Genomic DNA, 26,164 nt, shown 5'->3' with positions numbered 1-26,164 from the left:
GACGCGACATGCCCGAGAGGCCCCAGGCCGAAAACGCCGCCAAGGCCCCAGAGGCCACCAAAAGCACCGTGGCCAAGAAGACGGCGACGAAGACGGCCCGGAAGGCCGCCAAGAGCACCGTCGGCACCACCGCCGCAACCACCGCCGGCACCACCGCCGGGACCGCCACCAAGCGCACCGCCAAGAGCGCCACCAAGAGCGCCGCCGGGAAGACGGCCGCCCCGCGCCGCCAGGCCCGCGGCGAACGCCGGATCGCCCAGCTCCTGGAGGCCGCCGCCAGCGTGTTCTGCCGTACCGGCTACGCCGCGGCCAGCACCAACGCCATCGCCCGCGAGGCGGAGGTGTCGCCGGGCACGCTCTACCAGTTCTTCCCGAACAAGGAGGCCATCGCGATCCACCTGGGCGACGAGCTGCTGCGGCGCGCCCGCGACATGCACGGCCAGGCCTTCCTCCCCGAGAACCTGGACAAGCCCCTGCCCGAGCTGCTCGACGCCGTCCTGGACCCGGTCATCGCCTTCAACTGCGAGAACCCGGCCTTCTGGGCCCTCATGCACGGCTCAGGCATCCCCGGCATCACCCAGGAGCGCGAGGAGCTGCACTCCGGCCTGCTGGAGCGGGTCCAGGGCGTCCTGCGCGCCTTCTGCCCGGACGGCTCGCCCGAGGAGCTCAACCGCGTCTCCGCCATGGTCCTGGGCGTCTTCAAGGCGGCGCTCGACCTGATCCTGGCGAGCGAGGGCGCCGAGCGCGCCGCGTACGTCGCCGAGCTGAAGACCGTGCTGCTGCGCTACCTGGAGCCGATGCTCGCCACCCCCCGCCCCCACTGACCCGGCCGCGGCTCCGGAATCCACCCCGACACCGCTCCCGACACGGCCCCGGACGCTCGCATTGATACCCCCTAGGGGTATAGTCTTCGAGTGGCGGGAGGACGGTGGAGCGAGAACATCCGCGTCACCACCGCCCCCGGCGACCGGACACGCCCTTGAAGAGGAGAACGACATGAGTGCCGAGACGGACACCCAGACCACCACCGTCTACCGGGTGAGCGGCATGACCTGCGGCCACTGCGAGGGCGCGGTGACCGGCGAACTCTCCGCGCTGCCCGGCGTCAGCTCGGTCAAGGCGGTCGCCGCGACCGGCGAGGTCACCGTGGTCTCCGCCGCCCCGCTCGCCGAGGACGACGTGCGCGCCGCCGTGGACGAGGCCGGGTACGAGTTCGCCGGCCAGGCCGGCTGAGCGCCCTCCCCTCCTCCGCAGCACCCTGCCGGGTCGTGCCGGCCAGCTCATACTGGTTCCGTACGACCCGGCCCTCCCCCTGGAGCCGGACATGAGCAGCAGCACAGTGCACGACGGACCCATAGCGGCGGCCGGAGCCGCCGAGGTCGAGCTGACCATCGGCGGGATGACCTGCGCCTCCTGCGCCGCCCGCATCGAGAAGAAGCTGAACCGGATGGACGGGGTCACCGCCACGGTGAACTACGCCACCGAGAAGGCCCGCGTCTCGTACGGGGACGGCGTCCGGGTCGCCGACCTGATCGCGACGGTCGTCAAGACCGGCTACACCGCCGAGGAACCCCCGCCACCGGAGCCGGATCCGGAGGCCGCGCACCCCGGCGCCGGGGCCGCGCCCGACCCCGAGCTGGCCGCACTGCGCCAGCGGCTGCTGGTCTCCGCCGTCCTCGCCCTGCCCGTCGTCCTGCTCTCCATGGTCCCGGCCCTCCAGTTCGACAACTGGCAGTGGCTCTCGCTGACCCTGGCCGCCCCCGTGGTCGTCTGGGGCGCCCTCCCCTTCCACAAGGCCGCCTGGACCAATGCCCGCCACGGCGCGGCCACCATGGACACCCTGGTCTCGGTCGGCACGCTCGCCGCCTTCCTCTGGTCGCTGTGGGCCCTGTTCTTCGGCCACGCCGGGATGCCGGGCATGCGGCACGGCTTCGACCTGACCGTCTCCCGTACGGACGGCTCCTCCTCGATCTACCTGGAAGTCGCCGCCGGAGTCGTCACCTTCATCCTGCTCGGCCGCTACCTGGAGGCCCGCTCCAAGCGGAAGGCGGGCGCGGCCCTCAAGGCCCTGCTGGAGCTGGGCGCGAAGGACGTCGCCGTCCTGCGCGGCGGGGCCGAGGTACGGATCCCGGTGGCGCAGCTCGCGGTCGGCGACCGGTTCGTCGTCCGGCCCGGCGAGAAGATCGCCACCGACGGCACGGTCGTCGAGGGCGCCTCCGCGGTGGACGCCTCGATGCTCACGGGCGAGTCCGTCCCGGTCGAGGTCGGCGTGGGCGACTCCGTCACCGGCGCCACCGTCAACGCCTCGGGCCGCCTGGTCGTCCAGGCCACCAGGATCGGCGCCGACACCCAGCTCGCCCGGATGGCCCGGCTCGTCGAGGAGGCGCAGAACGGCAAGGCCGAGGTTCAGCGCCTGGCCGACCGGATCTCCGGGGTCTTCGTGCCGGTCGTCCTGGTCCTGGCGCTCGGCACCTGGGTCACCTGGCTGCTGATCACCGACAACCCCACCGCCGCCTTCACCGCCGCCGTGGCCGTCCTGATCATCGCCTGCCCCTGCGCCCTGGGCCTGGCCACGCCGACCGCACTGATGGTCGGCACCGGACGGGGCGCGCAGCTCGGCATCCTGATCAAGGGCCCCGAGGTGCTGGAGTCCACCCGCCGCGTGGACACGGTCGTGCTCGACAAGACCGGTACGGTCACCACCGGCCGGATGACCCTGTCCGCCGCGCACACCGCCGAGGGCGTGGACGAGCGGGAACTGCTGCGCCTCGCCGGTGCGCTGGAGCACGCTTCCGAGCACCCGATCGCCCGGGCCATCGCCACCGGGGCCGCCGAGCGGGCGGGCGCCCTGCCGGTCCCGGAGTCCTTCGAGTCCCTCGCCGGCCTCGGCGTACAGGGCGTGGTCGACGGACACGCCGTCCTGGTCGGCCGCGAGCGGCTGCTGGCCGACTGGTCGATCCCCCTGCCGGCCGCCCTCGCGGAGGCCAGGGCGGCCGCGGAGGCCGAGGGCGGCACCGCCGTGCTGGTGGCCTGGGACGGCGAGGCCCGCGGCGTGCTGACCGTCGCCGACGCCGTCAAGGAGACCAGCGCCGAGGCGGTGTCACGGCTGCGGGCGCTGGGCCTGACCCCGGTGCTGCTGACCGGCGACAACAAGGCGGTCGCCGAGACGGTGGCCCACGCGGTCGGCATCGACGAAGTGATCGCCGAAGTGCTCCCGCAGGACAAGGTGGACGTCGTACGCCGGCTCCAGGCGCAGGGCCGCACGGTCGCCATGGTGGGCGACGGGGTCAACGACGCGGCCGCGCTGGCCCAGGCGGACCTGGGGCTGGCGATGGGCACCGGCACCGACGCCGCGATCGAGGCGGGCGACCTGACACTCGTACGGGGGGATCTGCGGGTTGCGGCGGACGCGATCCGGCTCTCGCGCCGGACCCTGGCCATCATCAAGGGCAACCTGTTCTGGGCCTTCGGCTACAACGTGGCGGCCCTGCCGCTCGCTGCCGCAGGCCTGCTCAACCCGATGATTGCGGGGGCCGCGATGGCGTTCTCCTCCGTTTTCGTGGTGAGCAACAGCCTCCGGTTGCGAACCTTCCGCTGAAGGATCTTCTCCTCACGCTGCTCACAGTTTCTTCACGGGAGACGCAGATCACAGTGATTGCAACGTAACCATCCGGCACCGCAGTGGGTCTAATGGGGCGATGCCGAGAACGTCTTGGGGGACGTTCACGGGGGTCTTGGGGGACGTCCGGGCATCAGCCGGCCGGGACGCGTGCTCAACGGGGTGCTTTGAGCGGCCCTCCCGACCCGTACGGGTCCCGGCAGACACCCCACCGGAGCGCACCGCGCGTGCGCTCCCCGCCGACACCCCGGCTCGGGTCCCGTGGGGGGAATCCGTTCCGGGGAAAGGAAAGCGCCCCGACCGTCGACCCGTGGGGGGATCGACGGCGGGGCGCTTTTCGCAAGCTTCGAGAGCTTCGAGTACCTCGGGTCAGCGGGCCTCGACCGGGACGAAGTCGCGCAGGACCTCGCCGGTGTAGATCTGGCGCGGGCGGCCGATGCGGGAACCCGGCTCCTTGATCATCTCGTGCCACTGGGCGATCCAGCCGGGAAGGCGGCCGAGCGCGAAGAGCACGGTGAACATCTCGGTGGGGAAGCCCATGGCCCGGTAGATCAGGCCGGTGTAGAAGTCCACGTTCGGGTAGAGGTTGCGCTCGACGAAGTACTCGTCGGCCAGCGCGTGCTCTTCCAGCTTGAGCGCGATGTCGAGCAGCTCGTCGCTCTTGCCCAGCGCCGAGAGGACGTCGTGCGCCGCCGCCTTGATGATCTTCGCCCGGGGGTCGAAGCTCTTGTAGACGCGGTGCCCGAAGCCCATGAGGCGGACGCCGTCTTCCTTGTTCTTCACCTTGCGGATGAAGGCGTCGACGTCGCCGCCGTCGTTCTTGATGCCTTCCAGCATCTCGAGGACGGACTGGTTGGCGCCGCCGTGCAGCGGGCCCCACAGGGCCGAGATGCCGGCCGAGATCGAGGCGAACATGTTCGCCTGCGAGGAGCCGACCAGACGCACGGTGGAGGTGGAGCAGTTCTGCTCGTGGTCCGCGTGCAGGATGAGCAGCTTGTCGAGCGCCGAGACGACGACCGGGTCCAGGTCGTACTCCTGGGCCGGCACGGAGAACGTCATGCGCAGGAAGTTCTCGACGTAGCCGAGGTCGTTGCGCGGGTAGACGACCGGGTGGCCGACCGACTTCTTGTACGCGTAGGCCGCGATCGTCGGGAGCTTGGCCAGCAGGCGGATCGTCGAGAGGTGCCGCTGCTTCTCGTCGAACGGGTTGTGGCTGTCCTGGTAGAACGTCGACAGCGCGCTGACCACGGAGGACAGCATCGCCATCGGGTGCGCGTCACGCGGGAAGCCGTCGTAGAAGCGCTTCACGTCCTCGTGCAGCAGCGTGTGCTGGGTGATCTCGTTGCGGAAAGACGCGAGCTGGTCGACGGTCGGCAGCTCACCGTTGATCAGCAGGTACGCGACCTCGATGAAGGTCGAACGCTCGGCCAGCTGCTCGATCGGGTAACCGCGGTAACGCAGGATGCCCTGCTCACCGTCGAGGTAGGTGATCGCGGACTTGTAGGCGGCGGTGTTGCCGTAGCCGCTGTCCAAGGTGACGAGCCCGGTCTGGGCCCTCAGCTTCGAGATGTCGAAGCCCTGGTCACCGACGGTGCTTTCGACCACCGGGTAGGTGTATTCACCGTCCGCGTACCGGAGTACTACAGAGTTGTCGCTCACGTCATCCCTCACCGACGTAGTGCCTCTTCTTCGAGGTGCCCTGACTGCCTCTACCTTCCCCCATTTGGCGCAGGAGAGTGCACTCGGGGTCGGCCTTTGGTGCTTTTGACGGCACTGAGTGCCTTCAACCAGCCCATCCTGCCCCCTCCGCACCGGTGCGTGAACCCCAAATGATCGATCATCTAGGTGATGTTCCCCACCGGTAGCCGTCCGGACAGCCTGGGCGCGACCGCCGTGAACCTCCTGCCTGCGGAAACGGTACGCACCGCTTGGCCGAGCGCTTTGCGGGACCCGACCAGCACGACGAGTTTCTTCGCCCTGGTCACCGCCGTATAGAGCAAGTTGCGCTGGAGCATCATCCAAGCCCCGGTGGTGACGGGGATCACCACGGCCGGATATTCACTCCCCTGGGAACGGTGGATGGTGACGGCGTACGCGTGCGCCAGCTCGTCCAGCTCGGTGAACTCGTACCCCACCTCCTCGTCCTCCTCCGTCCGCACCGTCAGCCGCTGCTCGTCCACGTCGAGGGCGGTCACCACGCCGACCGTGCCGTTGAAGACGCCGTTGGCTCCCTTCTCGTAGTTGTTCCGGATCTGGGTGACCTTGTCGCCGACGCGGAAGACCCGGCCGCCGAACCGCTTCTCCGGCAGGTCCGGCCGGGCCGGGGTGATGGCCTGCTGGAGCAGCCCGTTGAGGTTTCCGGCGCCGGCCGGGCCGCGGTGCATGGGCGCCAGCACCTGGATGTCGCGGCGCGGGTCGAGGCCGAACCTGGCCGGAATCCGCCGGGCGGCCACGTCCACGGCGAGCCGCCCGGCCTCCTCGGTGTCCTCCTCCGCGAACAGGAAGAAGTCGGGCAGTCCTTCGGTGAGCGGCGGCAGGCCGGTGTTGATCCGGTGGGCGTTGGTGACCACGCCCGACTGCTGGGCCTGCCGGAAGATCCGGGTCAGCCGGACCGCCGGTACGGGACCGCCCTCGGCCAGCAGGTCCCGCAGGACCTCGCCGGCGCCGACCGAGGGCAGCTGGTCCACGTCCCCGACCAGCAGCAGGTGCGCACCCGGCGCCACCGCCTTGACCAGCTTGTTCGCCAGCAGCAGGTCCAGCATCGAGGCCTCGTCCACGACGACCAGGTCCGCGTCCAGCGGGCGCTCCCGGTCGTACGCCGCGTCCCCGCCCGGCTTGAGCTCCAGCAGCCGGTGCACGGTGGAGGCCTCGGCCCCGGTGAGCTCCGCGAGCCGCTTCGCGGCCCGGCCTGTGGGTGCGGCGAGCACGACCTTGGCCTTCTTGGCCCGGGCCAGCTCCACGATCGAGCGCACGGTGAAGGACTTCCCGCAGCCCGGCCCGCCGGTCAGGACGGCCACCCGGCGGGTCAGCGCCAGGGTGACGGCGTCCCGTTGCTCGGGGGCCAGCTTGGTCCCCGTACGGCCGGCCAGCCAGCCGAAGGCCTTGTCCCAGTCCACGCCCTGGAAGCCCGGCATCCGGTCGTCCTCGGCGTTCAGGAGCCTCCGCACCTGCCCGACCAGCGACAACTCCGCCCGGTGGAAGGGCACCAGGTACACGGCGGTCAGCGGGTCCGGGCCACCCTGCGGATCGGGCACGGATTCCCGTACGACGCCCTCCGGATCGGCGGCCAGCTCGGCCAGGCATTCGATGACCAGTCCCGTGTCCACCTGGAGCAGCTTGACCCCGTCGGCGATGAGCCGCTCCTCGGGCAGGAAGCAGTGCCCCTGGTCGGTGGACTGGGACAGCGCGTACTGGAGCCCGGCCTTGACCCGCTCGGGGCTGTCGTGCGGTATGCCGACGGCCTGGGCGATCCGGTCGGCGGTCAGGAAGCCGATGCCCCACACGTCGGCGGCGAGGCGGTACGGCTGGTTCCTGACCACCGAGATGGAGGCGTCGGCGTACTTCTTGTAGATGCGGACGGCGATGGAGGTGGAGACGCCGACGCCCTGGAGGAAGACCATGACCTCCTTGATCGCCTTCTGCTCCTCCCAGGCGGCGCCGATCAGCTTGGTCCGCTTGGGGCCGAGCCCCGGCACCTCGATCAGCCGCTTCGGCGCCTCCTCGATCACGTCGAGGGTGTCGGTGCCGAAGTGCTCCACGATCCGGTCGGCGATCTTCGGGCCGATGCCCTTGATCAGGCCGGAACCGAGGTAGCGGCGTATGCCCTGGATGGTCGCGGGGAGCACGGTGCGGTAGTTCTCCACCGTGAACTGCCTGCCGTACTGGGGGTGGGATCCCCAGCGGCCCTCCATGCGCAGCGATTCGCCCGGCTGGGCCCCGAGCAGGGAGCCGACGACCGTGAGCAGGTCCCCGCTGCCACGGCCGGTGTCGACGCGGGCGACCGTGTACCCGCTCTCCTCGTTGGCGTAGGTGATGCGTTCGAGCACCCCCTCGACCACCGCCAGTTGCACCGCCCCGTTGGTTGCCATGGCACGAAGCTACCGCCCGGCGCCGACAGCCCGTCAGGCCTGTGGACAACCCCGGCAACCCCCGGCAGCTTCCCGCAACCCCCGGCAACCCCCGGCAACCCAGAAGGGGATCCGGCCTCGCGGCCGGACCCCCTCACGGTTACCCCTCCCGTGTCGGACTTCCCGATCCCCCCAGATCCCTCCCCGGAAGTGCCGACGCACCATACGACCCGCTGCCCCGCCCCGGGGTTGCATGCGGAATCGGAACTTTACGTTTCCATTACCTGGGCGGGCTCCGGTGCCCATTCGAAGTGCCGCCGAATCACCCCAGAAGTAGCGTTTCAGGCATGAGCGAATCTTCATTCCAGGACGACGTGCTCGGCGAGCTGGGCCCGGACCGGCTGACCGAGATCGCCGGCCTCCTCGGCACCGACGCGGCGGGCGCCCGCGAGACCGTCACGACGACGGTCGGGGCCATGACCGGCGACCTCCGGCAGAAGGCCGACGCCGACGACGAGGACGGCGACGAGGTCCGCCAGGCGGTCGCGGAGGTGTCCGAACCCCCGTTGCAGGGCGTGGCCACGCTCGGCGGCGGGCTGCTCGGCGGGGGACTGATGGCCGGGGTGCTCGCCAAATTGAGCAAGCCGGTGGCCTCGGCGGTGTCCAAGAAGACCGGCATCCCGGCGCCCACCGTCTCCCGCGTCATCGAGATGCTGATCCCGGTGGTGCTGGCGGTCTTCGCCAAGCGCGCGGCCGCCGGCAAGGGCACGGCCGCCGGAACCCCGGGCCCGGCCCCTGGATCCGCTCCCGGCGCCGCCCCGGCCGAGGGCGGCGGCCTCGGCGACCTCCTCGGCCAGATCCTGGGCGGCGGCAAAAAGTAGCCCGCTACGCTGGGGCTCCATGGAGCCTCCTGCTGACAACTCCGCCCCATCGGTACGGCTGCGGGACCCCGGGCCCGGGGAGCTGGGCTGGATCGTGCAGCGGCACGGCGCGCTCTACGCCGCCGAATACGGCTGGAACACCGACTTCGAGGGCCTGGTGGCCCGGATCGTCGCGGACTTCGCCCAGGACCACGACCCGTATCTGGAGCGGGTCTGGATCGCCGAGCTGGACGGCCGTCCGGTCGGCTCGGTGATGTGCGTCCGCGAGGACGGCTCGCCCGGCACCGCGCGGCTACGGCTGCTGCTCGTCGAACCGGAGGGCCGGGGCCACGGCGTCGGGTCCCTCCTGGTCGACGCGGTCGTCTCCTTCGCCCGCTCCGTCGGCTACCGCGAGCTGGTGCTGTGGACCAACGACGTGCTGACCTCGGCCCGTTCCCTCTACGAGCGCGCCGGGTTCACCCTCGTGGCCGAGCGCCCGCACCGCTCCTACGGCGCCACCCTCACGGGGCAGGACTGGCGGCTGCCGCTGCAGGAGGGCTCCCCGCGCTGACGGCAGCCGCACCGCCCGCCGTCGCCCCGCCGCCCTCCCCGGCCGCCCTCGTACGGGCGCCCGCGCGGGCGGGGGCCAGCGAGGTCATGCCCACCCCGCCGACCAGCAGCAGCGCCGCCACCCACCGCAGCCCCGAGACGCTCTCGCCCAGCACCAGCGCGGCCGAGGACATCCCGAACACCGGCACCAGCAGCGAGAACGGCGCGACCGACGAGGCCGGGTAGCGCTTCAGCAGGTGGTTCCAGGCGCCGAACCCGAACACCGTGGACACCCAGGCGACGTACGCGATGACCGCGGCCCCGGACCAGTCCAGCCCGCGCAGTGCGGCCAGGTCCCGCTCGGGCCCCTCCAGCAGCAGCGAGAGCGCGAACAGCGGCAGCACCGGCACCGTGCACACCCAGACCATGAAGTTCAGCGCGTCGGGCGGGGACGCCTTGCGGGTCAGCACGTTGGAGACCCCCCAGCAGGCGGCGGCCGCGACGACCAGGGTGAAGCCGAGCACCGGCCCGGACGTTCCCCCGTCCACGGCGGCGACGGCGATCCCGGCGAGGGCCACGGCCATGCCGGCGATGCGGACCCGCCCGGGCCGCTCGCGCAGCACGAGGGAGGCGAGGACGGCGGTGAAGACCGACTGCACCTGGAGCACGAGCGAGGACAGACCGGCCGGCATCCCGGCGGCCATGCCCGTGAACAGGAGGCCGAACTTGGCGATGCCGAGGGCCGCCCCGACCGCGATGATCCACTTCCAGGCGGTCTTGGGCCGCCCGACGAAGAACACGGCGGGCAGCGCGGCGACGAGGAAGCGCAGGGCGGACAGGAGCAGCGGCGGGAAGTGGCCGAGGCCGATCTCGATGACGACGAAGTTGAAGCCCCAGACGGCGGCGACGAGTACGGCGAGTGCGGTGTGAACGGGACGCATGCTCCGAGCATCGACGCGGAGACGATGTAGCACCAGCGCGGATGTCTTCCGTGATGGATGAAGCATCGCTTACGGGTGCCCTGCGGTCCGGCGGTGCCTACGATGGGCCGCATGCTCGACCTCTCCCGGCTGCGCGCCCTGCACGCCGTCTCCGTCCACGGCTCGGTCGCGGGCGCGGCGGCCGCCCTCGGCTACACCCCTTCCGCCGTGTCCCAGCAGATCGCCAAGCTGGAGCGGGAGACCCGGACCACGCTGCTGGAGCGGCGCGGGCGCGGGGTCGCGCTCACCGAGGAGGCCCGGCACCTCGCTGAGACGGCCCGGGAGTTGCTGGCGATCGTGGAGCGCGCCGAGACCACCCTGGAGGAGCGGCGCGGACAGCCGAGCGGGCTTCTGACGGTGGCCGCCTTCGCCTCGGCGGCGCGCGGTCTCCTGCCGGGGGTGCTCGCCGATCTCGCGCGCCGGCATCCCGCTCTGGACGTACGCCTGACCGAGGTCGACCCCCACCTGTCGGTGGACCTGGTGGCCCGGGGGGTCACCGATCTGGCCGTGGCCCACGACTGGGACATCGCCCCGCTGCCGGCCCCGGAGGGCGTCGAGCAGGCGGTCATCGGGGACGACCGCTGCGACCTGGTGGTACCCGCGGACCACCCCTTCACGCGGCGGGGGGTCATCCGCCGGGCGGACCTCGGCGGCGAGCGCTGGGTGTGCCAGCCGCCCGGCCGGGTCTGCCACGACTGGCTGATGCGGACGCTGCGCACCGCCGGGTTCGAGCCCGACATCGCGCACGTGGCCGAGGAGAACCACACCATCGTCGCGCTGGTCGCGGCCGGGCTCGGGGTGGCCGTCGTACCCCGCCTCGGCACCGGCGCGCTGCCGCCGGGCGCGGTGGCCGTACCGCTGGAGCCGGGCCCCGTGCGCAGGCTGTACGCGGTGTGGCGGACGGGGGCGGCCCGCCGGCCTGCGATCACCGAGGCGGTGCGGACCCTGCAGGAGCACTGGGCGTACGCGGCCCCCCTTCCGGGGGACCTCCCGAGTGTCCGCGGCGGCATCGACGCGGCCCGGCAGTAGGGTCCGGCCCGTGTCGTACCACGCCTCCCGCAGGTCCCTGCTCACCGCGGCAGCCCTGGCCGCCGTCACGGCCGCCGGGGTGGCCTCGTACGCCGCGGTCGGCGACCCGGGCGGCGAGGGCGCCGGACCGCGCCCCGGCAGCGGGCCCTCCGACGACGGACGTCCCGGGGACCGGCCGCCCGGGCAGGCGCCCGACCGGGCGGCGCTGCTGCGCCTGGTGGCCGGAATGAGCCTGGCGGAGAAGGTCGGGCAGCTCTTCGTGTCGCGCGCGTACGGCCATTCGGCGACCGATCCGGAGCCGGCGGACGCCGAGCAGAACCAGAAGCTGTTCGGGGTGCGCACGGCCGCCGAGCTGGTCTCCCGCTACCACCTCGGCGGGATCATCTACTTCTCCTGGGCCCACAACACCCGTGACCCGCAGCAGATCGCCGAACTGTCGGCCGCCCTCCAGCGGGCGGCGGCCGGAGCCGGTTCCGGCATCCCTCTGCTGCTCTCCACCGACCAGGAGCACGGCGCGGTGGCGCGCATCGGCAAGCCGGCGACGCTGCTGCCGGGGGCGATGGCCCTGGGGGCGCGGCACGGCGCGGGCGCGGCGGGGGGTACGGGCGGGGCAGGCGGTACGGGTACGGGTACGGGTACGGGTACGGGTGGCGTCGACACCGGATCCGACCCCGGCTCGGACTCCGCGGCCACCGCCGAGGCCCGCCGCGCCGCGCGCATCGCGGGGGCCGAGCTGGCCGCGATGGGCATCCGGCAGGACTACGCCCCGGTGGCCGACGTGAACGTCAACCCGGCCAATCCGGTGATCGGCGTACGGTCCTTCGGCTCCGATCCGCAGGCGGTGGCGGCCCTGGTCGCCGCCCAGGTCCGCGGCTACCAGGGGGCCGGAGTCGCCGCCACCGCCAAGCACTTCCCCGGGCACGGGGACACCGAGACCGACAGCCACGTCGGGCTGCCCGTGATGCGGCACAGCCGGGCCCGGTGGGAGGAGCTGGACGAGCCGCCGTTCCGGGCGGCGGTGGAGGCGGGCGTGGACGCCGTGATGACGGCGCACATCGTCTTCCCCGCGCTCGACCCCTCGGGGGACCCGGCGACCCTCTCCCGGCCGATCGTGACCGGCATCCTGCGCGAACGCCTCGGCTTCCGGGGGGTGGTGGTCACCGACGCGCTCGACATGGCCGGGGTACGCCAGAAGTACGGGGACGACCGGGTCCCGGTCCTGGCCCTCAAGGCGGGCTGCGACCAGCTGCTGAACCCGCCGGACCTGGGCCTGGCCCACCGCAGCGTGCTCGCGGCCGTGGAGGCGGGCGAGCTGACGCAGGCCCGGATCGAGGAGTCGGTGCTGCGGATCCTGGAACTGAAGGCCCGCCGGGGCCTGTTCGACGCGGCGCACACCGCCGCCGGGCGGACGGACGCCCTGGTGGGGATCCCGGCGCATCTGACGGCCGCGGACGAGATCGCGGCGGGTACGACGACCCTGCTGGCCAATCCCGTGAAACTGCTGCCGCTGGACCCGGCGGCCGCGCCCCGGGTGCTGGTCACCGGGACCGACCCCGCCTCCCCCAGCGGTACGACGGGACCCCCCACGACGGTACTGGCCCGGGAGCTCACCGCCCTGGGCTGCCGGGCGACGGCCGCGCCGCCCGCCCGGGCGGTGGCCGCGGCTCCCGGCAACGCGGCGGTGCTGGTGTGCACGTACAACGTCGCCGAGGGGGACGATCCGCAGCGCACGCTGGTCACGGAACTGCTGGCCACCGGGGTGCCGGTGGTCCTGGTGGCGATCCGCAACCCGTACGACCCGGCCCGGCTGCCCGCGTGCGCGGCGGAGCTGGCGACGTACACCTGGACGGACGTGGAGATGCGGGCGGCGGCCCGGGTGGTCACCGGGGCGGTGCGGCCCGCGGGCCGGCTCCCGGTCCCGGTGCCGGGCCGCTACCCGCTGGGCCACGGACTCTCGTACGACTGAGCGCGTACGAGGGCCCGCGGCCCCGCGGCGGGGCTACGGCCGCAGCTGCGGCTCGCGCTCCATCTGCTTCTGGTCGAGCACCGCGTCGGGCTTCGCCAGCGGCGTCGCCCGGCCCGCGTCGGCCAGCGCGGCGGCGGGGGCGACCCCGGCCCACTGCAGGATCTTCTGCGTGGCCAGCGCCTTCTCGCCGTCCAGGAGCTTGGAGACGCTGGCTCCGTGGTTGGCGCCCGGCGCGATCATGACGTAGCTGTCGCGGACGGTGTAGCCGAGGTGGAACGGTTCGGCACCCCACGGGTCGTTCTGCCCGTACACGAACAGCATCTGGTTGGCGTTGTTCTTCACCCAGTTGTCGACGTCCGCCATGACCCCGGGCTGGAAGGTCATCGGGATGTCGCGGGGCACGAAGTTGCGCGGCGGCTGGTAGCCGTAGCGGCTCAGGCCCTTCAGGTGCGGCTGCTTGATGTCGGGCGAACCGAGCTGCGTACCCGCCTGGTAGTAGTACGGCGTGTACGTCTCCAGGCCCTGGTCGGCGTAGGCCGAGAAGCCGGAGATCGTGTCGACCGAGTCCCAGATCTCCTGGTCGCTCGCGGTCGCCGCGGCCGGGACGGAGGCGCAGTCGGCCAGCAGGCTGTACTGCCAGAACGCCCAGACGTAGTCGAGCACGACGGCCTCGTAGGCCTTGTCGAGGCTGCCGACGGTGGTGAAGGTCCAGCCGTTCTCGGCGGCGGCGGCCGCGTACTTGGCCTCCAGCGGCTCACGGCGTACGAGGGCCTCGCGCTGCACCGCGTTCAGCTTGTCGCGGCACTCCTTGGTGCCGACCTTGGCGAAGAACCGGTCGTACGCCGAGTCCTCCTTGTTGACGACGTCGTTCGGCGCGACGTACGCGACGACGCCGTCCATGTCGCGCGGGTAGTAGCGCTCGTAGTACGTCGCCGTCATACCGCCCTTGCTGCCGCCCGTGGCCAGCCAGTTCTTCTTGTAGACCTTCTTCAGGGCGGTGTAGATGCGGTGCTGGTCGCTGGCGGCCTGCCAGATGTCCAGGTTCGACCAGTTGGCCGGGTCGGGCCGGGAGGGCGTGAAGAACCGGTACTCCAGCGACACCTGGTTGCCGTCGACGATGGTCGTCGGCTCGCTGCGGCGCGGGCTGGTGTTGACGTTGTAGCCGGAGGTGAAGAAGACCGTGGGCCGGGAGACGTCCTTGTGCAGCAGGGTGAGGCGCTGCTTGAAGGTGCCCTTCGACGGGTTCCGGTGGTCGACCGGCTGCTCGTAGTTGAGTACGAAGAAGCGGTACCCGGGGTACTCCTTCTCCTCGATCAGACTCATCCCCGCGATGCCGAGGATCTGGTCCTTGATGTCCGTCGCGGCGGACGGCCCTGCGGCGGTGGCCGCCTGGGCCGTGAAGCCGGCCGCGCCCATGGTGCCGATCAGCATCACGAGCGACAGCAGCCAGCCGAGCGTCTTGCGCATTCACCCTCCCCTTGAGTTCACTTCGGTCGCCCGTGAACCTAGCGGGGCCAACGCGCCGCTGACCAGACCTAGTTGGGCCGCTCGTTCAGCACAGAATCCAGCCGGAATCAACGGATCCGGCCTCGATGCTCCCCTTTACATACACGCAGCGACTGATCGAACCGACAGTGACAGGTCCGGCATATCGGGTGAATTGCCCGGCGTCGCGGACCGGAACCCCGCCGCGCGGCTGGATGCTCACCGCCATCGCCCGGCGCCGCCCCGGGTCGTGGGCGACGGTCACCGCACAGGCCTGCGTACGGCTCTTGTAGACGCGCACCTCGCCCGTCGGCAGCGGCAGCGTCCTGACCAGGCCGCCCCCGCAGCCACCGGTCGCCGCGTGGGCCGCGGGCGCCGCGAGCAGCCCGCCCGCGCACAGCATCAGCCCGGCCACGAACACCCGCCCCGACGCGGCCCCCCGGCCGCGCCCCTTCCGTCCGTACTCCACCCTGTCCCCCGATCGGTCGTACGCGACGCGTACGCACGTACGACGCGCAGACCCCCCGGAAGGTTGCTCACAGCAAGATCCGGGGGGCCTGTGGGGAGGGGCGGCAATGCGGCGCGGGTCAGGCGGCGGCGCGTTCGTCCTCGCCGACGAAGGTGCGCCACAGTTCGGCGTAGCGGCCGCCTCGGGCCACGAGTTCGGCGTGGGTGCCGTCCTCCACGACCCGGCCGCGGTCCATGACCACGACGCGGTCGGCGCGCGCGGCCGTGGTCAGCCGGTGCGCCACCACGAGGGTGGTGCGCTTGCCGGCGAGCCGGTCGGTGGCCTGGTTGACCTGCGCCTCGGTGGCGAGGTCGAGCGCTGCGGTGGCCTCGTCGAGCAGCAGCACGTCCGGGTCGACGAGCTCGGCGCGGGCCAGCGCGATCAGCTGGCGCTGCCCGGCCGACAGGTTGCGGCCGCGCTCGGCCACGGTGTGCAGGTAGCCGCCGTCCAGGGTGGCGATCATGTCGTGGGCGCCGACCGCGCGGGCGGCCGCCTCCACCTCGGCGTCGCCCGCCCCGGGCCGCCCGTAGGCGATGGCGTCGCGGACCGTCCCGGGGAAGAGGTACGGCTCCTGGGGGACGACCCCGAGCCGGTGGCGGTACGCGGTCAGGTCCAGCTCCCGCAGGTCGGCGCCGTCGGCGGTGACCCGGCCCGAGGTCGGGTCGTAGAACCGGGCCACGAGCTTGACCAGCGTGGACTTTCCGGCGCCGGTCTCGCCGACGAAGGCGACGGTCTGGCCGGCGGGTATCCGCAGGCTGATTCCGGCCAGCGCGTCACCCTTCTCACCGCGCTCCTCGGCGGTGCCGTACGCGAACCGCACGTCCTCGAAGGCGATCTCGCCGCGCAGCTCCTTCACCGCGCGCGGATCGGCCGGGCGGGGGGTGCTGGTGGGCTCGCGCAGCAGCCCCTGGATCCGGCCGAGCGAGACGGTGGCCTGCTGGTAGCCGTCGAAGACCTGGGAGAGCTGCTGGACGGGGGCGAAGAACAGGTCGATGTAGAGCAGGTACGCCACCAGCGCGCCGGTGGTGAGGGTGCCCGCTTCGACCCGGCCCGCGCCGACGATCAGCACGGCGGCCGCGGCCCCGGAGGACAACAGCTGCACGAAGGGGAAGTAGACGGATATCAGCCACTGACCGCGCACCCGGGCCTGGCGGTACGAGTCGCTGCGCTCGGCGAACCGGGCGGCGCCGGCCCGCTGGCGGCGGAAGGCCTGGACGATGCGCAGCCCGGAGACGGACTCCTGGAGGTCGGCGTTGACCAGGCTGACCCGGTCGCGGGCGAGCTCGTACGCGGCGACCGACTTGCGGCGGAACACGATCGTGCCGACGACCAGCACGGGGAGGGTGGCGAAGACGATCAGCGCGAGCTCGACGTCGAGGACGAGCAGGGCGATCAGGATGCCGAAGAACGTGAAGACGGAGACGACGGCGGTGACGAGCCCGGTCTGGAGGAAGCTGGACAGGGCGTCCACGTCGGTGGTCATCCGGGTCATGATCTTGCCGGTCAGCTCGCGCTCGTAGTAGTCGAGGCCGAGGCGCTGGAGCTGGGCGAAGATCTTGACGCGCAGGGCGTACAGGACGCGCTCGCCGGTGCGCCCGGTCATCCGGGTCTCGGCGAACTGGGCGGCCCACTGCGCCACCACGACGACGAGCGCGAGCGCGGCGGCCACCCAGACGGCGCCGAGGGCGGCCTGTTCGACGCCCTTGTCGATGCCGTGCCGGATCAGGATCGGGAGCAGCAGCCCGGAGCCCGCGTCGACGGCGACGAGGCCGAGGCTGATGGCGAGGGGCGCCCAGAAGCCGCTGAGCAGCCGGCGCAGGTTGTAGCTCTTCTCGGCGGCCGCGGCGCGGTCCTCGTCCACGGCCGGCTCGTCGTCGGCGGGCGGCAGAGCGGCCACCTGCGCGAGGAGCTCGGGCGTCGCCGGCATCCCGGCGACGGCGCCGGCCATGGTGGCGCCCGGGACACCGGTTCCCGGCGCGCCGGTCGCGGCGGCGGTGGAAGCGGCGGTCCGGGCGGAGCCCTTCTCCTCCTCTTCCTCCTCTTCCTCCTGCTCCTCCTGGCGGCGCCAGAGCTCGGGGGTCACCCCGTCCACGACCCGCCGCTTGGCGTTGACCGGCTCGGAGTCGATCTCGGCTTCGAGCTCGATGTCCCGTTCGAGCTTGCCGTCGAGGTCCCGCTCGAACTCGGTCATCGCGGGCGCCTCGGGGGTGCGCGGCGAGCCGGCGCCGAGCGCGTCCGGGTCCGTGAGCAGGCGCCGGTAGAGGGCCGAGCGGTGCTCCAGCTCCTCGTGCGTACCGATGTCGGAGAGCCGTCCGCGGTCGAGTACGGCGATCCGGTCGGCCAGGCCGAGCGTGGAGCGGCGGTGGGCGATCAGGAGGGTGGTGCGGCCGGCCATGACGGCGCGCAGCGCCTCGTGGATCTCGTGCTCGACGCGGGCGTCGACGGCCGAGGTGGCGTCATCGAGGAGCAGCAGCCGGGGGTCGGTGAGGATGGCGCGGGCGAGCGCGATGCGCTGGCGCTGGCCGCCGGAGAGGGTGAGCCCCTGCTCGCCGACCTTGGTGTCGTACCCGGCGGGCAGGGCCTGGATGAACGATTCGGCCTGGGCGGCGCGGGCGGCCGCCTCGATCTGCGCGTCGGTCGCGTCGGGCTGCCCGTACGCGATGTTGGCGCGGATGGTGTCGGAGAAGAGGAACGAGTCCTCCGGTACGAGCCCGATGGCCGCGCGCAGCGAGTCGTACGTCAGCTCGCGCACGTCGTGCCCGCCGACGCGGACGGTGCCGCGGTCGGCGTCGTAGAAGCGGGGCAGGAGGAGGGAGACCGTGGACTTGCCGGAGCCGGAGGCTCCGACGACGGCGACGGTCTCGCCCTCGGCGATGGAGAGCGAGAACCCGTCGAGGACGGGCCGCTCGGGGTCGTACCCGAAGCCGACCCCGTCGAACTCGACGGTGGCGGGGGCGTCGGCGGGCAGCTCGCGCGTGCCCTCTTCGATGACGGGCTCGGTGTCGATGAGCTCGAAGACGCGCTCGACGCCGGCGCGGGCCTGCTGGCCGACGGTGAGGACCATGGCGAGCATGCGGACGGGGCCGACGAGCTGGGCGAGGTACGTGGAGAAGGCGACGAACGTACCGAGGGTGATGTGCCCCTGGGTGGCCATCCAGCCGCCGAGCGCCAGCATGGCGACCTGCCCGAGGGCGGGTACGGCCTGCAGGGCGGGGGTGTAGCGGGAGTTGAGCCGGATGGTCCGCATCCGGCCGGCGAACAGCCTGCGCCCGGCTTCGCGCAGCTTGCCGGTCTCCTGCTCCTCCTGGCCGAAGCCCTTGACGACGCGCACGCCGGTCACGGCCCCGTCGACGACGGTGGCGACGGCGGCCGCCTGGCCCTGGGCCCACCAGGTGGCGGGGAAGAGCTTCTTGCGGCTGCGCTTGGCGATGAACCAGAGGGCGGGGGCCATGAGCAGCGCGACGAGGGTCAGCAGCGGGGACAGCGCCAGCATGATCCCGAGGGATATCCCGAAGAGGAGGAAGTTCCCGATGGTCATGGGCAGCATGAAGAGCAGGCCCTGGATCAGCTGGAGGTCGCTGGTGGCGCGCCCGATGACCTGGCCGGTGGACAGCTCGTCCTGGCGTCGCCCGTCGAGGCGGGCGATGGTGTCGTACATGTCGGTGCGCAGGTCGTGCTGGACGTCGAGCGCGAGGCGGCCGCCGTAGTACCTGCGTATGTAGGTCAGTACGTACACGAGGACCGCGGCGGCTATGAGGAGCCCGGCCCAGACGCCCATGGGCTTGGTGTGGTCGCCGATGACGTCATCGATGATCACCTTGGTGACCAGGGGTACGAGGGCCATGACGGCCATGCCGGCCAGTGAGGACCCGAGGGCGAGCAGCACATTGGTCCGGTACCGCCAGGTGTAGGCGGTGAGCCGCCTCGCCCAGCCCTGTTTCTCGCCCGCTGCCTTCTCCGCCGCCGCCACGTGGTCCTCCCCGTTCGTCCAGTCCTGCCGCCTCCCCAACGCCCCGACCGGCGGATTTCATCCCACCGCAACAATCGCACCGGCGTACGGGCCCGGCTACTGGGCGTAGATGCCACGGGGCCTGGGCGGATCTTCCCGTTCCCGGCAGCGGTGCGTGAGGGGCACCGCGCGGAAGGGCGCGGTCACGCCAGGTGGGTCGGGGCGAACATCTTCAGGGTGATCGGCAGGACCAGGACGGTGGGGCCCGGGGTGGTCAGGGCCTTCTTCAGGTCCTCGCGGAGGGTTTCCGGGGTCGTCGTCGACGCCGGGACGCCGAAGGACTCGGCCAGGGCCGCGAAGTCCGGGCGGGTGAGTTCGGTGGCCGTCGTGCGGCCCTCGAAGGAGTCCGTCATGTACTCGCGCAGGATGCCGTAGCCGCCGTCGTCCACGATCAGCCAGGTCACGTCCAGGTCGTACTGCTTCGCCGTCGCCAGGTCCGCGATCGAGTACATCGCGCCGCCGTCGCCGGAGACGGCCAGGACCGGGGTGCCGGGTTCCGCGACGCAGGCGCCGAGGGCCGCCGGGAAGGCGTAGCCGAGGCCGCCGGCGCCCTGCGCCGAGTGCATCGTGTTGGGGTGCTTCGCGTCGAACGCCGACCAGGCCCAGTAGGACAGGATCGTCATGTCCCAGAAGGACGGGGAGCGGGCCGGCAGGGCGGCGCGGATCGAGGTGAGGAGGCCGCGCTCCAGCGCCACGTCCTGCGCCGACAGGCGGGTCTCGATCTCCGACAGGAGCAGGCGGACCCGTTCCGGGGCCTGGGGGTCCTGGCGTTCACCGACCGTTTCCAGCAGGGCCTGGAGGGCCAGGCGCGCGTCCGCATGGATGCCGAGGGCCGCGTGGTTGGACTCCAGCTTGCCGAGGTCCGCCTCGATCTGGACGACCCGGCCCGTCGGGAAGAACGTGTGGTAGTTCGACGAGAGCTCGCCCAGCCCCGAGCCGACCACGAGGAGGACGTCCGCGTCCTCCAGGAAGTCCGTCATGTGGCGGTCCTCCAGCCAGGACTGGAGGGACAGCGGGTGGGTCCACGGGAAGGCGCCCTTGCCGCCGAACGTGGTGACCACCGGGGCGTTCAGCCGCTCGGCCAGCCGGCGCAGCTTGCCCGCCGCGTCCGAGCGGATCACCCCGCCGCCCGCGATGATCACGGGGCGGGAGGCCCGCTCCAGCCAGTGCGCCGCGAGCGCGGTGAGCTCGGGGCGCGGGGCGAGTTCGTGCGGGGTCGCGTCCACGCCAGTGACCTGGGGGATCACCGTCTGCGTACGGAGCACGTCCTCGGGGATCTCCACCCAGACCGGGCCGTGCGGGGCCGTCAGCGCCGATTCCCAGGCCTGCGCGATCACGGAGGGGATCTGCGAGGGCGTACGGGCCGTGTGGACCGACTTCACCACGTCCCGGAACGAGGCCGACTGGTCCCGCAGCTCGTGCAGGTGCCCGCGCCGCCCGCCGCCCAGGCCCGCCACCGGGACCTGCGAGGCGATGGCGAGGACGGGCGCCGAGGCGGCGGCCGCCTCGGCCAGGGCCGGCAGGGCCATCAGCGCGCCCGGGCCCGTCGACAGCAGCAGCGGAACCGCCTCGCCCGTGATGCGGCCGTACGCGTCGGCGGCGAAGCCCGCGTTGTTCTCCGTACGCAGGCCGATGAGGCGCAGGTCGGAGCGGCCGACCGCGTCGAAGAGGGAGAGCGCGTGCTGCCCCGGCAGACCGAAGGCGGTGGTCGCGCCGAGGCCGCGGAGCGTTTCCACGACCAGGTCCCCGCCCGTCCGCCCCGGCGGCGGCGCGAGGGCGGCCGCCGTCTGGGCGTCGGTGGGACGGAGTACCAGGTCGTGGTCGTGCGTCACGTGCGCTTACTCGCCTTCTCGGGTGCTACTTCGCCTTCTTCGCGGCGGCGATCTGGCGGCTCATGATCGTCGTCAGCTCGTACGCGGTGTGCGAGGCCGCGACCGAGGTGATCTCGGCGTGATCGTACGCCGGGGCGACCTCGACGACGTCCGCCGAGACCAGGTTGCAGGAGGACAGGCCGCGGATGATCTCCAGCAGCTCGCGGGAGGTCATGCCGCCCGCCTCCGGCGTGCCGGTGCCGGGCGCGTGCGCCGGGTCCAGCACGTCGATGTCGATCGAGATGTACAGCGGACGGTCGCCGATGCGCTGGCGCAGCTGGTCCGCGACCTCGTCGGCGCCGCGCCGGTAGACGTCGGCGGAGGTCACGATGCCGAAGCCCATCTTGGCGTCGTCGTCGAGGTCCTGCTTGCCGTACAGCGGGCCGCGCGTGCCGACGTGCGAGAGCGCCTCGGTGTCGAGGATGCCCTCCTCGACGGCGCGGCGGAACGGGGTGCCGTGCGTGTACTCGGCGCCGAAGTACGTGTCCCAGGTGTCCAGGTGGGCGTCGAAGTGCAGCAGCGCCACCGGGCCGTGCTTCTTCGCGACGGAGCGCAGCAGCGGGAGGGCGATGGTGTGGTCGCCGCCGAGGGTCATCAGGCGGGAGCCGGCGCCGAGGAGCTCGTCCGCGGCCGCCTCGACCGTCTCGACGGCCTCGTTGATGTTGAAGGGGTTCACGGCGATGTCGCCGGCGTCCGCCACCTGCGCGAGCGCGAACGGGGAGGCGTCCTGCGCCGGGTTGTACGGGCGCAGCAGGCGCGAGGCCTCGCGGATGGCGTTGCCGCCGAAGCGGGCGCCGGGGCGGTACGAGACGCCCGAGTCGAACGGGACACCGACGACGGCGACGTCGGCCGAGCCGACCTCGTCCAGGCGGGGCAGCCGGGCGAAGGTCGCGGGGCCCGCGTAGCGCGGGATGCGGGAGGAGTCGACCGGTCCGCGCGGCGTCTGCTCGGTGCTCATTGGGGGGTGCCCTTCTGGAGGTCCTACGTGCGGTCCTTCGAGCGTAAGCGGGTGCCCGAAGGCCGCGAAGTGTACGTTTTATCCAGCGATCGTCTGCGATGTGTACGGAGTATCCATGGAGCCGCGCCCCTCTCCGCCCGCGCCGCCCGCCCCGGCGGTGCCGCTCGGCGCACTGCTCGGCGACCGGGAGCTGGGTCTGCGGCACCTCGCGGGGCCCGCCGAGGCCGAGGTGCGCGGGGTGCACGCCTCCGAGATGGCCGATCCGTCGCCGTACCTGCTGGGCGGGGAGCTGCTGCTCACCGCGGGGGCCGGGACCGGGCTCGGCCCCGACGCCGATCCCGACGGCTACGTGGCCCGGCTGGTCGCGGCCGGGGCCGCCGCACTCGGCTTCGGCGTGGCGCCGGTCCACGAGGAGGTGCCGCCCGCGCTGGCCGAGGCCTGCGCCCGGCACGGACTGCCGCTGCTGGAGGTGCCCCCGCGGACCCGGTTCACGGCCGTCGCCCGGGCCGTCTGGCGGCTCATGGCCGAGGCGCGCACCCGCGAACTGCGCCGGGTCACCGAGGCCCAGCAGGCCCTCGCCGCCGCGGCCGCCCGCCCCGATCCGGTCCCGGCGGTGCTGTCCCGCCTCGCGGCGAGCCTGGGCGGGCACGTACGGCTGTGGCCGGACGGGCGGGCCGCAGGCAGCCCGGTACCGCCGGAGGCCCCGGCGGTACCGGCCGCGCTCGACGCGCTGCTGGCCCGCGTCGGCCGCGCCGAGGGGCCCGCGACCGCCACCGACCAGGCCGACGGCCGGCACCTCGCCGCCTACGCCCTGGGCCGCGGCCGCCGCGGCGCGCTCGGTACGGCCACCCCGGCCCGGGCCCCCGGCGACCACGCCATCGCCTCCATCGCCGCGGTCCTGCTGACCCTGCTCACCGCGGAGCGGCCCGCCGGGACCGAGGCCGCCGCGCTCACCCGCCTGCTGCTCGGCGGCTCCCCCGCCGAGGCGCTCGGCCCCGGGCCCTGGTACGCCGTCCGGGCCGCCGGCGCCGGGGACCCGCAGGCCCTCGCCGCCGCGCTGGGCACCGTACTGCTCGACCCGGCCGGTCCGGCCGTACGGCTCCTCACCGACCGGGAGCCCGCCCCGCAGCCCGGGTGGCGGCTGGGGGTCAGCGCCCCGGCCGGGCCCGACGCGCTGGCCGGTGCCGACGCGCAGGCCCGCCGGGCCCTGGACCGGGCCGAGGCGGCCCGCACCCCGCTGGCCCGGCACGCCGAACCCGGCCTGGCGGGGCTCGTCGGCGAAGCCGAGGCGCGCGCCCACGCCGCGGCCCTGCTCGGCCCGCTCTCCCCCGCCCTGCGGGAGACCCTGCGCGCCTGGCTGGCCCACCACGGCAGCTGGGACCGCAGCGCCGCCGCCCTCGGCGTGCACCGCAACACCGTCCGCCAGCGCGTCGCCCGCGCGGCGGCCCTCCTCGACCGCGACCTCGACGACCCGGACGCCCGGATGGAGCTGTGGTTCGCGCTGACGCGGACCCCGCAGGCCTGACCGGACCGGACCCGGACCGCACCCGGACCGCACCTGGACCGGACCTGGGCCCGGGCCCGGACAGGACCGGGGGCGGCTGCGCCGTACGGATGGACTCGGGGCTTCCGGCGGCGGGCTCGCCGCCTCGCGGCGCGCGGCGGCCTACGTTCGCACTACTTCCCCGCCTCCTTCCCGAAAGGCACCACCGTGCGATCGATCCGCCTCGCCCTGACCGCTCTCGCCGCCGGCGGCTTCATCCTGGCCGGCGCGTCCGCCGCCTGCGCCGACGACACCTTCACCGTGTACGCGCCGATCGACAACACGTACTCGATCGTCTTCGGCGACCTGACCCAGAACGCCGCCGACGACGTGTTCAACGCGGGCCGCGACAACACGGTCGGCTCCCACAACGGCGCGGCCCCGGCCGGCGACATCGGCATGGCCTCGCTGCCCGGGACCAAGATCCTGAGCAACGACGCCCTGATGCACGGCGCCGCCGGCCAGTGGACCGGCAAGATGCTCGGCAAGTGAGCATCGGCGCCCGGCCGGCGGCCCGCCCGCCGGCCGGGCGCCGGACATCACACCCGGCACCCCTCCACGAGTCTGGACAGCCCACCCGACCCACCGGTAACTTAGTGGTCTGAGCAAGCGCTTAGACACGGCGCGACAGCGCGACGGGCGACAGGATCGAGGAGGCGGCTGTGCGCCGTACCGTTTTCAACGAGGACCACGAGGCGTTCCGCGAGACCATCCGCGCCTTCATAGAGGCCGAGGTCGTCCCCGTCTACGACGAGTGGTTCGCCGCCGGCCAGGCGCCGCGCGACTTCTACTACAAGCTCGGCGAGCTGGGCATCTTCGGCATCAACGTCCCCGAGGAGTTCGGCGGCGCGGGCCTGGACACCCACAAGTTCGAGGCCGTCCTGTACGAGGAGACCTCCCGCGCGGGTGTGAACTTCGGCGGCTCCGGCGTGCACGTGCTGCTCGCGCTCCCCTACATCAAGATGCTGGCCGACGACGAGCAGAAGAAGCGCTTCCTGCCGAAGTTCGTCTCCGGTGAGGAGATGTGGGCCCTCGCGATGACCGAGCCGGGCACCGGCTCCGACGTCGCGGGCATGAAGACCACCGCCAAGCTCTCCGAGGACGGCACGCACTACGTCCTCAACGGCTCCAAGACCTTCATCACCGGCGGCGTGCACGCCGACCGCGTGATCGTCTGCGCCCGCACCTCCGCCCCGAGCGAGGACGACCGCCGCTTCGGCATCTCCCTCTTCGCCGTGGACACCAAGTCCGAGGGCTACTCGATCGGCCGCAAGCTCGACAAGCTGGGCCTGCGCACCTCCGACACGGCCGAGCTGGCCTTCGTCGACGTCAAGGTCCCCGTCGAGGACCTGCTCGGCGAGGAGGGCAAGGGCTTCTACTACCTCGGCCACAACCTGGCCTCCGAGCGCTGGGGCATCGCGTTCGGCGCGTACGCCCAGGCCGCCGCGGCCGTCCGGTTCGCCCAGCAGTACGTCACCGACCGCACGGTCTTCGGCAAGCCGGTCGCGCACTTCCAGAACACCAAGTTCGAACTGGCCGCCTGCCAGGCCGAGGTGGACGCCGCGCAGGCCGTCGCGGACCGCGCCCTGGAGGCCCTGGACGCCGGCGAGCTGACCCCCGCCGAGGCCGCCTCCGCGAAGCTGTTCTGCACCGAGGTCGCGCACCGCGTGATCGACCGCTGCCTCCAGCTGCACGGCGGCTACGGCTACATGAACGAGTACCCGATCGCGCGCCTGTACGCCGACAACCGCGTCAACCGCATCTACGGCGGCACCAGCGAGATCATGAAGTCGATCATCGCCAAGGCGATGGGGCTGTAAGGCCCTGGCCTTCACTCCATGAACGAGGCACTGACGACGCTCCTCGATCTGCTCGACCTGGAGCAGATCGAGGAGAACATCTTCCGCGGTACCAGCCGTTCGGCGCTGGTACCGCGCGTCTTCGGCGGCCAGGTCGCGGCCCAGGCCCTGGTCGCGGCCGGGCGCACCGTGCCCGAGGACCGCACGGCGCACTCGCTGCACTCGTACTTCCTGCGCGCCGGTGACCCGGGCGCACCGATCGTCTACGCCGTCGACCGGATCCGTGACGGTCGCTCCTTCACCACCCGGCGGGTCGTCGCCGTCCAGCACGGCCAGCCGATCTTCCACCTCTCCGCGTCCTTCCAGGCGTACGAGGAGGGCCTCGACCACCAGACGGCGATGCCGGACGCGCCCGATCCCGAGACCCTGCCGACGGCCGCCGAGGCGCTGCCCGCGTACCGGGAGATCTTCCGCGACCCGGGCACGGTGGAGCGGCTGATCGAGGCGCGGGGCGCCGTGGACCTGCGGTACGCGACCGTCCCGCCCTGGGGCAGCGTCGGCAAGCCGGTCGAGCCGCGCTCGCAGGTGTGGTTCCGTACGGCGGGGAAGCTGGAGAGCGACGACGCGCTCTTGCACACCTGCCTGGCCACGTACGTCTCGGACATGACCCTGCTCGACTCGGTGCTGCTCGCGCACGGCCGGGGCGGCTGGGCGGTCGGCGACGTGGTGGGAGCTTCCCTGGACCACGCGATGTGGTTCCACCGGCCGTTCCGCGCCGACGAGTGGCTGCTGTACGACCAGGAGTCCCCCTCGGCCGCGGCCGGACGCGGGCTCGGGCAGGCCCGTATCTGGACCCAGGACGGGCGCCTGGCCGTGACCGTCATCCAGGAGGGCGTCGTACGCGTGCCGCGCGCCTGACGC

At 72.7% G+C, this 26,164-nt stretch carries 18 protein-coding genes and 1 pseudogene; 11 read left to right on the top strand and 8 right to left on the bottom strand.

The genetic code is table 11. The features are described 5' to 3' along the window. Nucleotides 1-8: 8 nt before the first annotated feature. The 3 genes from ACFYXV_RS13530 to ACFYXV_RS13520 all read left to right on the top strand — a co-directional run bounded on the left by ACFYXV_RS13530 (nt 9) and on the right by ACFYXV_RS13520 (nt 3,598). A complete protein-coding gene (locus ACFYXV_RS13530; protein ID WP_389382932.1) occupies nt 9-824 on the top strand; it encodes a TetR family transcriptional regulator in 816 nt (271 codons plus the stop codon). Between the two features lie 172 nt (nt 825-996). Beyond that, nucleotides 997-1,233, top strand: coding sequence for a heavy-metal-associated domain-containing protein (locus tag ACFYXV_RS13525; protein ID WP_383345103.1), 237 nt, complete (start codon nt 997-999; stop codon nt 1,231-1,233). 91 nt (nt 1,234-1,324) lie between these two features. Then, nucleotides 1,325-3,598: a heavy metal translocating P-type ATPase gene (locus tag ACFYXV_RS13520; RefSeq protein ID WP_389382931.1), complete on the top strand. Its 2,274-nt coding sequence runs from the start codon at nt 1,325-1,327 to the stop codon at nt 3,596-3,598. Nucleotides 3,599-3,988: 390 nt separating this feature from the next. On the opposite strand, the gene ACFYXV_RS13515 is transcribed toward ACFYXV_RS13520, so the two are convergent. Both ACFYXV_RS13515 and ACFYXV_RS13510 read right to left on the bottom strand, forming a co-directional pair. Beyond that, complete coding sequence (locus ACFYXV_RS13515) at nt 3,989-5,278, bottom strand: citrate synthase (protein WP_048479416.1); 1,290 nt, start codon at nt 5,276-5,278, stop codon at nt 3,989-3,991. A gap of 182 nt (nt 5,279-5,460) precedes the next feature. Beyond that, entirely contained in the window at nt 5,461-7,707 is a 2,247-nt protein-coding gene (locus ACFYXV_RS13510) for an ATP-dependent RecD-like DNA helicase (RefSeq protein ID WP_389382930.1), read from the bottom strand. A 326-nt stretch (nt 7,708-8,033) separates the two neighbouring features. On the opposite strand from ACFYXV_RS13510, the gene ACFYXV_RS13505 reads away from it, so the two are divergent. Continuing rightward, the gene (locus ACFYXV_RS13505; RefSeq protein ID WP_385470206.1) at nt 8,034-8,567 is read left to right on the top strand and encodes a DUF937 domain-containing protein; all 534 of its coding nucleotides are present in this window, start codon (nt 8,034-8,036) and stop codon (nt 8,565-8,567) included. 52 nt (nt 8,568-8,619) lie between these two features. Next, nucleotides 8,620-9,117 (top strand): annotated as a pseudogene (locus ACFYXV_RS13500) (GNAT family N-acetyltransferase); the annotation flags it as partial. Here the strand turns inward: ACFYXV_RS13500 and ACFYXV_RS13495 are convergent. Then, nucleotides 9,068-10,036 carry an EamA family transporter gene (locus ACFYXV_RS13495; protein ID WP_385470204.1) on the bottom strand — a complete coding sequence of 323 codons (969 nt, stop codon included), beginning with the start codon at nt 10,034-10,036 and terminating at the stop codon, nt 9,068-9,070. The pseudogene ACFYXV_RS13500 and the gene ACFYXV_RS13495 overlap by 50 nt on opposite strands. Before the next feature lie 111 nt (nt 10,037-10,147). On the opposite strand from ACFYXV_RS13495, the gene ACFYXV_RS13490 reads away from it, so the two are divergent. Both ACFYXV_RS13490 and ACFYXV_RS13485 read left to right on the top strand, forming a co-directional pair. After that, nucleotides 10,148-11,104 carry a LysR substrate-binding domain-containing protein gene (locus ACFYXV_RS13490; protein WP_385470202.1) on the top strand — a complete coding sequence of 319 codons (957 nt, stop codon included), beginning with the start codon at nt 10,148-10,150 and terminating at the stop codon, nt 11,102-11,104. Between the two features lie 10 nt (nt 11,105-11,114). Further along, nucleotides 11,115-13,070 carry a glycoside hydrolase family 3 protein gene (locus ACFYXV_RS13485; RefSeq protein ID WP_389382929.1) on the top strand — a complete coding sequence of 652 codons (1,956 nt, stop codon included), beginning with the start codon at nt 11,115-11,117 and terminating at the stop codon, nt 13,068-13,070. Nucleotides 13,071-13,103: 33 nt separating this feature from the next. Here the strand turns inward: ACFYXV_RS13485 and ACFYXV_RS13480 are convergent, their stop codons facing one another. The 5 genes from ACFYXV_RS13480 to speB all read right to left on the bottom strand — a co-directional run bounded on the left by ACFYXV_RS13480 (nt 13,104) and on the right by speB (nt 21,901). Then, nucleotides 13,104-14,537, bottom strand: coding sequence for a S28 family serine protease (locus tag ACFYXV_RS13480; protein WP_389382928.1), 1,434 nt, complete (start codon nt 14,535-14,537; stop codon nt 13,104-13,106). Nucleotides 14,538-14,622: 85 nt separating this feature from the next. Then, on the bottom strand, nt 14,623-14,970 hold the full coding sequence (locus tag ACFYXV_RS13475) for a hypothetical protein (protein WP_389382927.1): 348 nt from the start codon (nt 14,968-14,970) through the stop codon (nt 14,623-14,625). A 172-nt stretch (nt 14,971-15,142) separates the two neighbouring features. After that, nucleotides 15,143-19,033 (bottom strand): ABC transporter ATP-binding protein, encoded by a 3,891-nt coding sequence (locus tag ACFYXV_RS13470; RefSeq protein WP_389382926.1) that lies wholly within the window; start codon nt 19,031-19,033, stop codon nt 15,143-15,145. A 182-nt stretch (nt 19,034-19,215) separates the two neighbouring features. Next, complete coding sequence (locus ACFYXV_RS13465) at nt 19,216-20,904, bottom strand: thiamine pyrophosphate-binding protein (RefSeq protein WP_389382925.1); 1,689 nt, start codon at nt 20,902-20,904, stop codon at nt 19,216-19,218. Between the two features lie 25 nt (nt 20,905-20,929). Beyond that, the gene (gene speB, locus ACFYXV_RS13460; RefSeq protein WP_048479426.1) at nt 20,930-21,901 is read right to left on the bottom strand and encodes an agmatinase; all 972 of its coding nucleotides are present in this window, start codon (nt 21,899-21,901) and stop codon (nt 20,930-20,932) included. Nucleotides 21,902-22,016: 115 nt separating this feature from the next. Between speB and ACFYXV_RS13455 the strand changes: the two genes are divergently transcribed. From ACFYXV_RS13455 to tesB, 4 genes are all read left to right on the top strand, one after another. Continuing rightward, nucleotides 22,017-23,426: a helix-turn-helix domain-containing protein gene (locus tag ACFYXV_RS13455; protein ID WP_385470190.1), complete on the top strand. Its 1,410-nt coding sequence runs from the start codon at nt 22,017-22,019 to the stop codon at nt 23,424-23,426. 186 nt (nt 23,427-23,612) lie between these two features. Next, entirely contained in the window at nt 23,613-23,936 is a 324-nt protein-coding gene (locus ACFYXV_RS13450; protein ID WP_385470188.1) for a hypothetical protein, read from the top strand. A gap of 170 nt (nt 23,937-24,106) precedes the next feature. Next, a complete protein-coding gene (locus tag ACFYXV_RS13445) occupies nt 24,107-25,264 on the top strand; it encodes an acyl-CoA dehydrogenase family protein (RefSeq protein WP_385470186.1) in 1,158 nt (385 codons plus the stop codon). An 18-nt stretch (nt 25,265-25,282) separates the two neighbouring features. After that, on the top strand, nt 25,283-26,161 hold the full coding sequence (gene tesB, locus ACFYXV_RS13440; RefSeq protein ID WP_383342216.1) for an acyl-CoA thioesterase II: 879 nt from the start codon (nt 25,283-25,285) through the stop codon (nt 26,159-26,161). Nucleotides 26,162-26,164: the final 3 nt, after the last annotated feature.

Source organism: Streptomyces sp. NPDC002181 (assembly GCF_042890485.1).
In the GTDB taxonomy this organism is placed as follows: Bacteria; Actinomycetota; Actinomycetes; order Streptomycetales; family Streptomycetaceae; genus Streptomyces.
The sequence above is the reverse complement of the archived record's forward strand: the minus strand, read 5'-3'. Positions and strand labels throughout refer to the sequence as shown.